Genomic DNA, 14,451 nt, shown 5'->3' on the forward strand with positions numbered 1-14,451 from the left:
AACAAAAACAGGTCTGGTCTCGAATGCCGCTACCCTCGAATGTTCTCGGGGTAACGGTCAAGCAACTGGTGGTCCTGGTGACCGTCGGCTGCGTGGCTGCTTACCTCTTCAGTAACACCGACGACAACACCCCGCAAAAGCATGCGCTCGAAGCGTTCATCCGCTCCCAGGAACAGGTGGCCGAGCAAGTGGGCACCGTGCTGGACATTGCACTGGTCAGGGAAGTGGTCGCGCACCCAGGCTATGGCACCACGGGGAATACACCGGGCTACACGCGCTCGATGTTTGTCGTCGAGGGTGAAAAGGGGCGGGTGCTGGTGACGCTCAAGCAAGTGGAGGGGGAGCAAGGGGTGGAGGTGACGCAGATAAGCCGGCAGTGATCGCCGGCCCAGTCAATGGCGCGGATGGCCAGGACTGAGCAGGTCTAGTGAGGCGAGATCTTATGACGCGAGGGTGGTTTCCGATTCACGGACAATGATGGTGCCCGACTGAATCAGTTTGAACTCATCTCCTTCCAGCTTTTCTACGCGGTCGCCAATGGCCAATTTGTAGGTGGTGGTAGGCATCGAGCCAGCCTGGCTGTCCTGCGCCGGGTTGGATTCCTGGAACTCATGCACCGAATACACGCGTCCTTCCGCGTCTCTGGCATGGAACTGTCCGACAAGTACTGCAGCCATCTGTTTAGAACCTCTGGAGATAAACACTCGATTTGCGGTTCTGTAGACCGTCATGGAGCGGGGTAGTTTACCTATAGTAAAAAAATACTATTCGTTGAAGATTTCAGACGCTTCCTACGCGCATGAGTGCGCAGTAACGTTCAGGAGGAATAGCAAAAACCTGCTGGTGAACACGGCGTGAAGACTCTATAACTGAAAGCTCCTTTAGTCAGACGTCGGGAAAACCTCAATGAGCAAGGTCTACACGATTGCCGTCCTGGTTGGCAGCTTGAGAAAAGAGTCGATCAACCGCAAGGTCGCCCTGGCCTTGGCCGAACTGGCCCCTGCCAACCTGAAGTTGAACATTGTGGAAATTGGCGATCTGCCACTCTACAACGAGGACATCGACGGAGGTGCGCCGCCGGCAGCCTACAGTACTTTCCGTCAACAGGTGAGCTCATCCGACGCGGTGTTGTTCGTGACCCCGGAATACAACCGTTCCGTGCCTGCTCCACTGAAGAATGCGATTGACGTCGGCTCCCGTCCCTACGGCAAAAGTGCCTGGAGCGGCAAGCCGGGAGCGATCATCAGCGTGTCACCCGGTGCCATTGGCGGGTTTGGTGCCAACCACCACTTGCGCCAGTCCCTGGTGTTCCTCGATGTGCCGTGCATGCAGCAGCCGGAAGCCTACCTGGGCGGCGCAGGCAGCCTGTTCGATGAGGCTGGCAAACTGTCGGAAAAAACCAGACCCTTCCTGCAGGCGTTTATCGATGCCTACGGCAAATGGGTAGAAAAACAATCCGCCTGACACCCCACACCTTGTAGGAGCCGGCTTGCCGGCGATAGGCCCTAAAGCCTTGCGGTGCTCACGAAACCGCCATCGCCGGCAAGTGTCACGTCAGTCGAGCTGGCTCAGCGCAGCCAGTTAGTGCGCGCCAGTTCGATCACTTCATCGCCACGGCCACTCATCACCGCCTTGAGCATGTACAGGCTGAAACCCTTGGCCTGCTCCAGCTTGATGCTCGGCGGCATCACCAGTTCCTGAGTCGCCGTCACCACGTCCACCAGCACCGGGCCGTCATGGGCCAGGGCGCGGCGCAAGGCCGGTTCCAGGTCTTCGGATTGCTCCACGCGAATGCCCAGGATCCCCATGGCATTGGACATGGCCGCAAAGTCCGGGTTTTTCAGCTCGGTGCCGGTGTCCAGGTAGCCGGCGGCTTTCATCTCCATGGCCACAAACCCCAGGGATGAGTTGTCGAACACGATGACTTTGACCGGCAGTTTCAACTGCGCCAACGAAATGAAGTCCCCCATCAACATGGCGAACCCGCCGTCACCGGACAGGGAAATCACCTGCCGCCCGGGGAACGCCGCTTGGGCGCCGATCGCCTGGGGCATGGCGTTGGCCATGGAGCCATGGTTGAACGAGCCGATCAGGCGGCGTTTGCCGTTCATCTTCAAATAACGCGCGGCCCACACGGTGGGCGAGCCAACGTCGGCGGTGAAGATCGCATCATCACTGGCCAGTTCGCTGAGCAAGCGCGCGACGTATTGCGGGTGGATGGGGCGGTTGGCTTTCGACGGTTGCGCCAGGTCATCCAGGCCTTGGCGGGCTTTCTCATAGTGCTTCAACGACGTGTCGAGGAAGCTGCGATCGGTCTTGCGGGTCAGGCGCGGCAAGAGCGCGTCAAGGGTTTCGCTGACGTCGGCGGCGATGCCCAGGTCCAGGGTGGCGCGGCGCCCCAGTGCCTGCGGGTTGCGGTCGACCTGGATGATCTTCGCGTCGGTGGGGTAGAACTGGCGGTAGGGGAAGTCGGTGCCGAGCATGATCAGCGTGTCGCAGTTGAGCATGGCATGGTAGCCCGAGCTGAAGCCGATCAGGCCGGTCATGCCCACATCAAACGGGTTGTCCCATTCCACATGCTCCTTGCCCCGCAAGGCATGCACCACCGGTGCGCCCAGGGTATCGGCCAAGGCCACTACCTGGTCATGGGCGCCGGCACAGCCGCTGCCGCACAGCAGGGTGACTTTCTGGCTGCCATCGAGCAGCTCGGTGAGGCGTTGCAGGTCCTGTTCGGCCGGTAAGGTGCGCGGTGCGTGCAGGGCAGGCCAGGGCTTGAGCGTGTCCTCGACCTCCAGCAGCGAAATGTCCCCGGGGATCACCACCACGGCCACGCCACGGTTGAGGATCGCCGAACGCATGGCGCGGTGCAGCACCTGGGGCATCTGCGCGGGGTTGGTCACCAGCTCGATAAAGTGGCTGCACTCCTTGAACAGTTCCTGGGGATGGGTTTCCTGGAAGTAGTTCAGGCCGATCTCGGAGGAGGGGATCTGCGCCGCAATGGCCAGCACCGGCACGTGGTTGCGATGGCAGTCGAACAGCCCATTGATCAGGTGCAGGTTGCCCGGCCCGCAGCTGCCGGCGCACACCGTCAATTCGCCGGTGGCTGCCGCCTCGGCGCCAGCCGCGAAGGCGGCGACTTCCTCATGGCGCACGTGCATCCACTCGATGCTGTCCATGGTGCGCAGGGCGTCGGTCAGGCCGTTCAGGCTGTCGCCGGTCAGGCCCCAGATGCGCTTGATGCCCGCCTGTTCAAGGGTGGTTGCCAATTGCTGGGCCAGGTTGATGTTCGCCATGAAGCACTCCAATCGTCAGTGAGGTTAAAAACGGCTGATCAGTAGAGGACAGTTCGATCACGGCGAATGCTCCGTCCTTATTGTGAAGATTGCGTCATGGCCGCACGGTATTGGCGGGTGCGTCGTGCGATAAACCACTGGTCACGTACCAGAGCCAGCAGGGGCGCGACGCTCGGGTTGGGCAGGCGTCCGCGGCTCAGGCGGCGCAGTTGCTCGCGCACCACGGCCATGGTGGCGAGGGAGGCCAGCGGCTTGCGCTTCCAGCGGATCGGCTGCAATTGCGGGTTGAGGTCGCGCCCCTCACGCCAGTGTTTGATCAGCTGGGGTTCCAGGGTCAGCGCTGTGGCGATACCGGCCATGGCGATGCCGCTGTCGAGCACTTGTTGCACCACCGGCAAGCGGCGAATGCCGCCGGTGACCATCACCGGCATGGTGGCAATGGCCGCCAGCTCACTGGCCATCTCCAAAAAGTACGCCTCACGGGCCAGGGTCCGGCCGTCCCGCGCTTCGCCCTGCATGGCCGGGGCTTCGTAACTGCCACCGGACAACTCCAGCAGGTCGACCGGCAAGGTGTTGAGCAACTCGACCACCGCCCGCGCATCCGCCGCGTCGAAGCCGCCGCGCTGGAAGTCTGCCGAGTTGAGCTTCACCGCCACGCAAAACCCGGGGCTGACGCTGGCGCGCACGGCCGTGATCACCTCCACCAGCAAGCGGGCGCGGTTCTCCAGGCTGCCGCCCCAGCGATCGGTGCGCTGGTTGCTCAGCGGCGACAGGAACTGGCTGAGCAGGTAACCGTGGGCCGCATGGATCTGCACGCCGGTGAAGCCGGCTTGCTCGGCCAGGCGGGCGCTGGTGGCGAAGCGCTGGATCACGTCTTGAATATCGTCTTCGGTCATCGCCTTGGGCTTGGCGAACATCTTGGAAAAACCACCGAGGTCCAGTGCGACCGCCGACGGCGCCAGCGCTTGCTGGCCCAGGTTGGCCATGGTCTGGCGGCCGGGGTGGTTGAGTTGCACCCAGAAGTGCACGCCCTTGGCGCGGGCGATGTCGGCCCATTCGCGAAAGCTCGCCAGGTGCTGCTCATCTTCCAGGGCGACGCCACCGGGGCCGGTCATGGCGCGACGGTCGATCATCACGTTGCCGGTCAACAGCAAGCCCGGTTCGCCGTCGGCCCAGGCCTTGTACAGCTGCTTCAATTCGCGGGAGGGCGCTTGCCGAGCATCCGCCATGTTCTCTTCCATCGCCGCCTTGGCGATTCGGTTGGCGAGGACTTGGCCGTTGGGCAGTTGCAAGGCTTCAAAGGGTGACATGGGTTGACTCCTGAGCGGGGGAGGCCTCAGGCTAAGCTTAAAGTTAACTTTAATGTCAAGCAGGGCGTGGCGATGAATATTGGTGAGCTGGCAAAACAGAGTGGCTTGGCGGCATCGCGCATCCGCTTCTACGAAGCCGAAGGCCTGATCAGCCAGGTGGGGCGCCAGGCCAATGGCTACCGGCGCTATGCCGTAGAGGCGCTACAGACCCTGCAACTGATCCAGAGTGCGCAAAAGGCCGGGTTCACCTTGCAGGAACTCAAGGCCTTGATGCCGGCTCCGGGCGAGCACAAGCGCGAGGAACTGATCGACGCGCTGGAGCGCAAGGTGCAGCAGATCGAACAGATGCAAGCGCAGTTGGCCCACAGCAAGGCGCAATTGCTGGGGGTGATCGAGACGGTGCGGGCGCACCCTGAAGGCGTTCCCTGTTCCATGGGCCAGCAGCGTGTGCTGGCCGCCATCAAAAACGACGCATAAAAAAAGCCCTGGCATTGCCAGGGCTTTTTGTACGCCAAGGTTCAGCGGCGGCGGAACAGCGGCAACGGTTCATCCGTCGCAGCCTGGTACGTCACCGAGAAGTCCTTGAGGCTTTCCAGCGCTTCGTACGGGTCTTTGTCGGCGCGCAAGGCGAAGGCATCGAACCCGCAGCGGCGCAGGTAGAACAACTGGTCGCGCAGCACGTCGCCAATCGCCCGCAGCTCGCCCTTGTAACCGTAGCGATCACGCAGCAGGCGTGCGTTGGAGTAGTTGCGCCCGTCGGTGAAGGCCGGGAAATTCAGCGCGATGACCTGGAAGTGTTCCACGTCGGCGCCGATTTCTTCGGCTTCTTCATCGGCGTCCAGCCACACACCCAGGCCGCCGTCGCGGGCCTTGAGGGCGTGACCGTGTTCGCGCCACAGCGCCAACGGCACGATCAGGTCGTCGCAGTTGGAGATGCCGTCGAAGCTCGCGTCCTTGGGCAGCAGGTGCCAGGTTTCGTCGAGGACTTCGTTGTTCTTAATGATTCGCTGCATAGACGCGCTCCTTGAACAGGTCGATGCCGATGCGCTGGTAGGTGTCGATGAAACGCTCATCTTCGGTGCGCTGTTCGATGTACACATCGATCAACTTGCCGATCACCTCAGGCATGGCTTCCTGGGCGAAGGATGGGCCGAGGATCTTGCCCAGGCTCGCATCGCGGCTGGCGCTGCCACCCAGGGACACTTGGTAGAATTCTTCGCCTTTCTTGTCCACGCCCAGGATGCCGATGTGGCCGACGTGGTGGTGACCACAGGCGTTCATGCAACCGGAGATGTTCAGGTCCAGCTCGCCGATGTCGAACAGGTAGTCCAGGTCGTCGAAACGGCGCTGGATCGATTCGGCAATCGGGATCGACTTGGCGTTGGCCAGGGAGCAGAAATCGCCGCCCGGGCAGCAGATGATGTCGGTCAGCAGGCCGATGTTCGGCGTGGCAAAACCGCCTTCGCGCAGCTCGCCCCACAGGGTGAACAACTGGCTCTGCTCAACGTCCGCGAGGATGATGTTCTGCTCGTGGGAGGTGCGCAGTTGGCCGAAGCTGTAGCGGTCGGCCAGATCGGCCACGGCGTCCAGCTGCTTGTCGGTGATATCGCCCGGTGCAACACCGGTAGGCTTCAACGACAGGGTCACGGCCACGTAGCCCGGCTTCTTGTGCGCCAGGGTGTTGCGGCCACGCCAGCGGGCGAAACCCGGGTGTTCTTTATCGAGCGCTGCAAACTCGGCGTCCTGATTGGCCAGGGCCTTGTACTCAGGGTCGACGAAGTGCTTGGCAACGCGATGTACTTCGGCTTCGGTCAGGGTGGTCTGGCCGCCGCGCAGGTGTTCCATTTCAGCGTCGACTTTCTGGGCAAACACCTCAGGGGTCAGCGCCTTGACCAGGATCTTGATCCGGGCCTTGTACTTGTTGTCACGACGGCCATAGCGGTTGTAGACCCGCAGGATCGCGTCAAGGTAGCTCAACAGGTCCTGCCACGGCAGGAACTCGTTGATGAAGGCACCCACCACCGGGGTACGACCGAGGCCGCCACCCACGAGTACGCGGAAGCCCAGCTCGCCGGCTGCGTTGTACACCGGCTCCAGGCCGATATCGTGCACTTCGATCGCTGCACGGTCCGAGGTCGAGCCATTGATGGCGATCTTGAACTTGCGCGGCAGGTAGGCGAATTCTGGGTGGAAGGTAGTCCATTGACGGACGATTTCGCACCAGGGGCGTGGGTCGATCAGTTCATCGGCAGCAACGCCGGCGAATTGGTCGGTGGTCACGTTGCGCAGGCAGTTACCGCTGGTCTGAATGGCGTGCATCTGCACGGTGGCCAGTTCAGCCAGGATGTCCGGCACGTCTTCCAGCGCCGGCCAGTTGAACTGCACGTTCTGGCGGGTACTGATGTGGGCATAGCCTTTGTCGTAGTCGCGGGCAATCTTGGCCATCATGCGCATCTGGCGCGAAGTCAGCTGGCCATAGGGCACGGCCACTCGCAGCATCGGCGCAAAGCGCTGAACATAAAGGCCATTTTGCAGGCGCAGAGGGCGGAACTCTTCTTCGCTCAGTTCACCTGCCAGATAGCGTCGGGTCTGATCACGGAACTGCTTGACGCGGTCCTCGATGATGCGCTGATCGTATTCGTCGTATACGTACATATAGGTCCTGTTCTCGGCAAATCTGCGCGCACGGCCGCGCACTCCCAACGGAGCCGGCGCACGATACCAGTTTGCGTTTATGCGCAAAAGTGATGTTTGAGTATATGCAAATAACCAAATCGCCTATTGAGAACGGTTATCGCATTACCCACATTTGTCATGCGGGCAATCATCAACTTTACTGTCGTCGAGTCTTAGTGCAATCACCTACAAAACCGACAAGAGGCGATGCGATGAGCAATTCTACAAAAGCCCGTAAACCCGATAGTACCGTTGATGCCTGGGCCATTCTGTTCCTGATCATCCTGGTGGTGGGCACCGCGGTGTTCTGGGTCAGCCACCAGTAGCCATAGCTACAGACCCCTGTAGGAGCTGGCAAGCCAGCTCCTACAGTCAGGTTGGGTTTACACGCCGGCCAGGTGCAGCACCAGTTTGACGATGCCAAACAGTGTCAGCGCGAACACCCCCGTGAACAGGATGCCCAGGATCACGAAGTGGCTGGGTTTGCCGTGGGTGAAATCGCGGGCGCGATTCTTGCCGCTCTGCACGCCAAAGGCGGCGGCCATGACGCTGTGGAGCATCTGCCAGAAGGTAGGTGGCTTGTTGTTGACTGGATCGTCCATACATCCCTCGCAAGACGGAGCCTGGAGGAAAGCATAGCCCAAACACCATAAAACCCATGTGGGAGCTGGCTTGCCTGCGATAGCGGTTTGTCAGTCGACATTGTCATCAACTGAAAGACCGTCATCGCAGGCAAGCCAGCTCCCACAGGTTGATCGGTGTTGTGTCAGATCAGTTGTCGTAGCCCAGGTTCGGCGCCAGCCAGCGCTCGGTCACGGCCAGGTCCTGGCCTTTGCGCGCGGTGTAGCTGACCACCTGGTCCTTGTCGATCTTGCCGACCGCAAAGTACTGCGCCTGCGGGTGGGCGAAGTACCAGCCGCTGACCGCCGCCGCCGGGAACATGGCGTAGTGCTCGGTGAGGAACACGCCGCTGCGGCCGGCTTGCATTTCACGGGCTTCTGGGTCGAGCAACTGGAACAGGGTGCCTTTCTCGGTGTGATCCGGGCACGCCGGGTAGCCCGGGGCAGGGCGGATGCCGCTGTACTGCTCCTTGATCAGCGCCTCGTTGTCCAGTGCTTCGTCCTTGGCATAACCCCAGTAGTCTTTACGCACTTGCTGGTGCAGCCACTCGGCGCAGGCCTCGGCCAGGCGGTCGGCCAGGGCCTTGACCATGATCGAGTTGTAGTCGTCGCCCGCGTCCTGGTAAGCCTTGGCCACTTCTTCGGCGCCGATGCCGGCGGTGGTGATGAACCCGCCCACGTAGTCGGTCACGCCGCTGTCCTTGGGGGCCACGAAGTCGGCCAGGGAGAAGTTCGGCTTGCCGTCGGTCTTGATGATCTGCTGGCGCAGGTGGTGCAGGGTCGCCAGGGGCTTGCCATCGTCGCCGTAGACTTCCAGGTCGTCGTCCTGCACCTGGTTCGCCGGCCAGAAGCCGAATACCGCACGGGCGCTGATGAGCTTTTCATCGATCAGCTTGGCCAGCATTTCCTGGGCGTCGGCATACAGCGCGCGGGCCGCTTCACCGACCACTTCGTCGTCGAGGATGCGCGGGAACTTGCCTGCCAGGTCCCAGGAAATGAAGAACGGCGTCCAGTCGATGTATTCGGCCAGCACCTTGAGGTCGATATTGTCCAGCACCTTGGAACCGGTAAAGGTCGGCACCACCGGCGTGTAGGTGTTCCAGTCGAACTGCGGCTTCTTGGCGATGGCCGCGGCGTAGCTCAAGCGTTCGGTACGGGCGCTGCGGTTGGAGGTGCGCTCGCGCACTTCCACGTACTCCTCGCGGGTGCGTTCCACAAAGCCGGCTTTCAGCTCCTTGGACAGCAGCTGCGTGGCCACGCCCACCGCACGGGAGGCGTCGGTGACGTACACCACTGCATCGTTGCTGTACTTGGGCTCGATCTTCACCGCCGTGTGCGCCTTGGAGGTGGTGGCGCCACCGATCATCAGCGGCAGGTGGAAGTCCTGGCGCTGCATCTCGCGGGCCACGTGCACCATTTCGTCCAGGGACGGCGTGATCAGGCCGGACAGCCCGATAATGTCGCACTTCTGCTCCTTGGCCACTTGCAGAATCTTCTCCGCCGGCACCATCACGCCCAGGTCGACGATGTCATAGCCGTTGCAACCCAGCACCACGCCGACAATGTTCTTGCCGATGTCGTGCACGTCGCCTTTGACCGTGGCCATCAGGATCTTGCCCTTGGCTTCCGGCTTGTCGCCTTTCTCCAGCTCGATGAACGGGATCAAGTGGGCCACGGCCTGCTTCATCACCCGTGCGGACTTCACCACCTGAGGCAGGAACATTTTGCCGGCGCCAAACAGGTCGCCGACGATGTTCATGCCGGACATCAACGGGCCTTCGATCACTTCGATCGGGCGTGCGAACGACAGCCGCGATTCCTCGGTGTCTTCGACAATATGGGTGGTGATGCCCTTGACCAGCGCGTGTTCCAGGCGCTTGTTCACGTCCCAGCCACGCCATTCCTCGGTCTCGGCTTCCTTGACGCTGCCGTCGCCCTTGTATTTGTCGGCGATGGCGAGCAGGGCGTCGGTGCCTTCCGGTGTGCGGTTGAGCACCACGTCTTCCACGGCGTCGCGCAGCTCGGCCGGGATCTGGTCGTAGATCTCCAACTGGCCGGCGTTGACGATGCCCATGGTCAGGCCGTTGCGAATCGCATACAGCAGGAACACCGAGTGGATCGCCTCACGCACCGGGTTGTTGCCGCGGAACGAGAACGACACGTTGGACACGCCACCGGAACTCAGGGCGTAGGGCAGTTCGTCACGGATGTAGGCACAGGCGTTGATGAAATCGACGGCGTAGTTGTTGTGCTCTTCGATACCGGTGGCGACCGCGAAGATGTTCGGGTCGAAGATGATGTCTTCCGGTGGGAAGCCCACTTCATTGACCAGGATGTCGTAGGAGCGTTTGCAGATTTCTTTCTTGCGCGCTTCGGTGTCGGCCTGGCCGGCTTCGTCGAACGCCATCACCACCACGGCGGCGCCGTAGCGCTTGCACAGCTTGGCGTGGTGAATGAACTGCTCCACGCCTTCCTTCATGCTGATGGAGTTGACGATGCCCTTGCCCTGGATGCACTTGAGGCCGGCTTCGATCACGTCCCACTTGGAGGAGTCGATCATGATCGGCACGCGGGAGATGTCCGGCTCGCCGGCGATCAGATTGAGGAAGGTCACCATGGCCTTCTTCGAATCCAGCATCCCTTCGTCCATGTTGATGTCGATCACCTGGGCGCCGGCTTCCACCTGCTGCAGGGCGACTTCCAGGGCTTCGGTGTAGTTGTCTTCACGGATCAAGCGGGCGAACTTGGCCGAGCCGGTGATGTTGGTGCGCTCGCCGACGTTGACGAACAACGAACTGCGATCAATGGTGAACGGCTCCAGGCCTGACAGGCGGCAAGCCTTCGGAATGTCCGGGATCACGCGCGGTGCATAGCCGGCTACGGCCTTGGCGATGGCTTCGATGTGGCCCGGCGTGGTGCCGCAGCAGCCGCCGACGATGTTGAGGAAGCCGCTCTGGGCAAACTCTTCGATGACCTTGGCGGTTTGCGACGGCAGTTCGTCGTACTCGCCGAACTCGTTGGGCAGCCCGGCGTTCGGGTGCGCGGAGACGTGGGTGTTGGCCTTGTTCGACAACTCTTCCAGGTACGGACGCAGCTCGCTGGCGCCCAGGGCGCAGTTCAGGCCGACGGAAATCGGCTTGGCATGGGCCACCGAGTTCCAGAACGCTTCGGTGGTCTGGCCCGACAGGGTGCGGCCGGAGGCGTCGGTGATGGTGCCGCTGATCATGATCGGCAGTTCGATATCCAGTTCTTCGAACACACCCTGCACGGCGAAGATCGCGGCCTTGGCGTTGAGGGTGTCGAAAATGGTCTCGATCAGGATCAGATCGGCGCCGCCTTCGATCAGGCCCTTGGTGGCCTCGGTGTAGTTCTCCACCAGTTCATCGAAGGTCACGTTGCGGTAGCCGGGGTTGTTCACGTCCGGCGACAGCGAGCAGGTACGGCTGGTCGGGCCGAGCACGCCGGCAACGAAACGCGGCTTGGCCGGGTTTTCGGCGGTCTTGGCGTCGGCGATCTTGCGCGCCAGGCGTGCGCCTTCTACGTTTAGCTCATAGGCCAGCTCTTCCATGCCGTAGTCGGCCATGGAGATGCGCGTGGCGTTGAAGGTGTTGGTTTCGAGGATGTCGGCGCCGGCGTCCAGGTAGGCTTTCTCGATGCCACCGATCACGTCCGGACGGGTGATCACCAGCAGGTCGTTGTTGCCCTTGACGTCGCTCGGCCAGTCGGCAAAGCGTTTGCCTCGGTAGTCATTTTCTTCAAGCTTGTAGCTCTGGATCATCGTGCCCATACCGCCGTCGAGGATCAGGATACGTTCCTTGAGGGCTTGATGAAGGGCTTGCAGACGAACGCTACGATCGGACATGGGACTACTCTGGTCAGGCATTTCGGAGGGCGTGAATCATAGCAAACCTGTGCCGATTTAGAGCATGCACAGTATTTGCATGAATATCGTTCATGTTGTTGGGGGGTGTGGCCCGGTAGAATCACCGCCATATTTTAAGCGCACGCATTGAATCGGGACCGGATACATGTCACTTCGTCTTATCGTCAGCGCCGTGCTGTTGCTGATTGCCAGCAGCACCCAGGCACAAAGTCCCGCTCCGGCGATTTCCTATACCCGCGATATCCAGCCGATCTTTACCGAGAAATGCGTGGCCTGCCATGCCTGCTACGACTCTGCCTGCCAGCTCAACCTGGGCAGTGCCGAAGGCGCGGCCCGGGGCGCGAGCAAAGTGCCGGTCTACGACGGTGAGCGCAGCCAGGCCACGCCAACCACGCGGTTGTTTTATGACGCCTTCGGCAAGCAAGCCTGGCAGCAAAAGGGCTTCTATTCGGTGCTGGATGCCCAGGGCAGTCAGGCGGCGCTGATGGCGCGCATGCTGGAGCTGGGGCACAACGCACCGCTGCAGCCTAACGCCAAGTTGCCCGAAGACATCGTATTGGGCCTGAACCGCGAAAACATGTGCGCCATGCCCGGCGAGTTCAATGCCTACGCGGGCGCCCATCCCAAGGAAGGCATGCCGCTGGCCGTCACCGGCCTGACGGACCAGCAATACCAGACGTTGCAACGCTGGCTCGCCTCCGGCGCGCCGATTGACGAGCAAGGCCTGGCCCCCAGCGCCAAGGAAGCGCTGCAAGTGCAACAGTGGGAAAACCTGTTCAACCAGCCCGGCGCCCGGGAAAGCCTGGTGGCGCGCTGGTTGTTCGAGCACCTGTTCCTGGCGCATATCTATTTCGAGAACGGCGAGCCGGGGCATTTCTTCCAGTGGGTGCGTTCGCGCACGCCCAGCGGCCAGCCGATTGACCTGATCGCCACCCGTCGCCCCAACGATGACCCGGGCACCCAGGTGTACTACCGCCTGTGGCCGGTGCAGGGCGTGATCGTGCACAAAACCCACATCACGTACCCGTTCAGTGCGCAGAAAATGGCGCGGATCAAGGAGCTGTTCTACGCCGGCAACTGGCAGGTCAATGCGCTACCGGGCTATGGGCCAGGGCGCCGGGCCAACCCGTTCGAAACGTTCGAAGCCATCCCGGCCAAGGCGCGCTACCAGTTCATGCTCGATAACGCCGAATACTTTGTGCGCACCTTTATCCGCGGGCCGGTGTGCCGTGGGCAGATCGCCACGGATGTGATCCGTGACAACTTCTGGACCCTGTTCCAGGACCCGGACCACGACCTGTACATCACCGATGCGCGCTACCGCGGCCAGGCCACGCCGTTGCTGGCGATGCCGGGGCAGAATGACGACGTGGGCAGCGTGCTGAGCCTGTGGCTCTCTTATCGCGACAAGCGCAACCAGTACGAAGCCTTGCGCCGCGACAGTTACGCCGATGTGCCGCCACCGAGCTGGTCGACCCTGTGGGCGGGCAACGACAATGCCTTGTTGACCATCTTCCGCCACTTTGACAGTGCGTCGGTGACCAAGGGTTTGATCGGCGAAGTGCCGCAGACGATGTGGCTGTTCGACTACCCGCTGCTGGAGCGCACCTATTACCAGTTGGCGGTGAACTTTGACGTGTTTGGCAACGTGTCGCACCAGGCCCAGACCCGCTTGTATTTCGACCTGATCCGCAACGGTGCCGAGCAGAACTTCCTGCGCCTGATGCCGGCCGACTCCCGCGACGGGTTCCTCGATGACTGGTACCAGAACAGCGGCAAGCTCAAGATGTGGCTGGATTATGAAGCCATTGACGACGACAAGCCGACCGGTCTGCACCTGAATGAGAAAGACCCCAAACGTGATTTTGCCAACCTATTGCTCACCCGTTACGGCGACCTGAACGCCAGCCCGGACCCGATCAACCGCTGTGATGGCGCGTATTGCTCCCGCGATGGTATCGACCCGGCGTTGCAGGACGCCGAACAGGCGCTGAGTCGCCTGACGTCACGTCCGGCAGCGGGGCTCAAGGTCATCGACCAATTGCCTGAGGCGACCATGCTGCGTATTGAGACCGCCAGTGGCAAGCGTGTGGTCTATAGCATGCTGCGTAACCGTGCCCACAGTAACGTGGCGTTCCTGTTGGGTGAGGCTTATCGCTATCAGCCGGGGCTGGATACGGTGACCATTTATCCGGGGGTGTTGAGTAGTTATCCGAATTTCATGTTCAACATTCCGGCGCAGGAAGTACCCGAGTTTGTGGCGCAGATGGAGCGGGCCAAGGATGCGAACCGGTTTGAAAAGATCGTTGACCGTTGGGGCGTGCGTCGCAGTCATCCGTTGTTCTGGCAGTATTTCCATGATTTGTCGCAGTACATCCATGAGACTACGCCGGTGGAAGAGGGGGTGTTGGATATGAATCGGTATGAGAATTTGTGAGGGATTTCGGGGGGCATATCCGTTATTTGGGTGATGGCGGATATTGGTTCCGCTCTTACAGCGGCTCACTTTTGAAGAGCGCAAAAGTAAGCAAAACGCTCTTGCCCCAACACTCGGCACCTCGCTTAGGCTCGGTGTGCCCTCACTCCGGCTTGAATCCGTGGGCCGCCGTCATGGGCCATCCTTGGCCCAGGACGGCTAACCCGGCGTCCTGCCGGGTTACCCACGGATT

Annotated in this window: 11 protein-coding genes; 4 read left to right on the forward strand and 7 right to left on the reverse strand. The window is 61.4% G+C overall.

The genetic code is table 11. The annotated features are described in order from the left end of the window. The first annotated feature begins 23 nt into the window (after nucleotides 1–23). Nucleotides 24–380 carry a hypothetical protein gene (locus M2394_RS29275; protein ID WP_259175635.1) on the forward strand — a complete coding sequence of 119 codons (357 nt, stop codon included), beginning with the start codon at nucleotides 24–26 and terminating at the stop codon, nucleotides 378–380. A 60-nt stretch (nucleotides 381–440) separates the two neighbouring features. Here the strand turns inward: M2394_RS29275 and M2394_RS29280 are convergent, their stop codons facing one another. Then, a complete protein-coding gene (locus M2394_RS29280) occupies nucleotides 441–677 on the reverse strand; it encodes a hypothetical protein (RefSeq protein ID WP_176997799.1) in 237 nt (78 codons plus the stop codon). A gap of 229 nt (nucleotides 678–906) precedes the next feature. On the opposite strand from M2394_RS29280, the gene M2394_RS29285 reads away from it, so the two are divergent. Next, the gene (locus M2394_RS29285) at nucleotides 907–1,464 is read left to right on the forward strand and encodes an NADPH-dependent FMN reductase (protein WP_259175637.1); all 558 of its coding nucleotides are present in this window, start codon (nucleotides 907–909) and stop codon (nucleotides 1,462–1,464) included. Nucleotides 1,465–1,568: 104 nt separating this feature from the next. Here the strand turns inward: M2394_RS29285 and poxB are convergent, their stop codons facing one another. Both poxB and M2394_RS29295 read right to left on the reverse strand, forming a co-directional pair. Continuing rightward, entirely contained in the window at nucleotides 1,569–3,293 is a 1,725-nt protein-coding gene (poxB, locus tag M2394_RS29290) for a ubiquinone-dependent pyruvate dehydrogenase (RefSeq protein WP_259175639.1), read from the reverse strand. Nucleotides 3,294–3,370: 77 nt separating this feature from the next. Continuing rightward, nucleotides 3,371–4,603, reverse strand: coding sequence for an NADH:flavin oxidoreductase/NADH oxidase family protein (locus M2394_RS29295; RefSeq protein WP_259175641.1), 1,233 nt, complete (start codon nucleotides 4,601–4,603; stop codon nucleotides 3,371–3,373). 72 nt (nucleotides 4,604–4,675) lie between these two features. On the opposite strand from M2394_RS29295, the gene M2394_RS29300 reads away from it, so the two are divergent. Continuing rightward, on the forward strand, nucleotides 4,676–5,080 hold the full coding sequence (locus tag M2394_RS29300) for a MerR family transcriptional regulator (protein ID WP_259175642.1): 405 nt from the start codon (nucleotides 4,676–4,678) through the stop codon (nucleotides 5,078–5,080). Nucleotides 5,081–5,121: 41 nt separating this feature from the next. Here the strand turns inward: M2394_RS29300 and M2394_RS29305 are convergent, their stop codons facing one another. The 4 genes from M2394_RS29305 to metH all read right to left on the reverse strand — a co-directional run bounded on the left by M2394_RS29305 (nucleotide 5,122) and on the right by metH (nucleotide 11,761). After that, entirely contained in the window at nucleotides 5,122–5,616 is a 495-nt protein-coding gene (locus M2394_RS29305; RefSeq protein WP_003235539.1) for a DUF934 domain-containing protein, read from the reverse strand. Further along, the gene (locus M2394_RS29310) at nucleotides 5,600–7,258 is read right to left on the reverse strand and encodes a nitrite/sulfite reductase (protein WP_178923056.1); all 1,659 of its coding nucleotides are present in this window, start codon (nucleotides 7,256–7,258) and stop codon (nucleotides 5,600–5,602) included. Before M2394_RS29310 ends, M2394_RS29305 begins: the two co-directional genes overlap by 17 nt. A 404-nt stretch (nucleotides 7,259–7,662) precedes the next feature. Next, nucleotides 7,663–7,881 carry a DUF2970 domain-containing protein gene (locus M2394_RS29315; protein ID WP_178923054.1) on the reverse strand — a complete coding sequence of 73 codons (219 nt, stop codon included), beginning with the start codon at nucleotides 7,879–7,881 and terminating at the stop codon, nucleotides 7,663–7,665. Nucleotides 7,882–8,050: 169 nt separating this feature from the next. Beyond that, nucleotides 8,051–11,761, reverse strand: a complete 3,711-nt coding sequence (metH, locus tag M2394_RS29320; protein WP_259175648.1) for a methionine synthase — start codon at nucleotides 11,759–11,761, stop codon at nucleotides 8,051–8,053. A 166-nt stretch (nucleotides 11,762–11,927) separates the two neighbouring features. Here metH and M2394_RS29325 point away from each other — a divergent pair, with 166 nt between their 5' ends. Then, nucleotides 11,928–14,219, forward strand: coding sequence for a fatty acid cis/trans isomerase (locus tag M2394_RS29325; protein WP_259175650.1), 2,292 nt, complete (start codon nucleotides 11,928–11,930; stop codon nucleotides 14,217–14,219). Nucleotides 14,220–14,451: the final 232 nt, after the last annotated feature.

The sequence above is a fragment of the Pseudomonas sp. BIGb0164 genome (genome assembly GCF_024810135.1).
In the GTDB taxonomy this organism is placed as follows: domain Bacteria; phylum Pseudomonadota; class Gammaproteobacteria; order Pseudomonadales; family Pseudomonadaceae; genus Aquipseudomonas.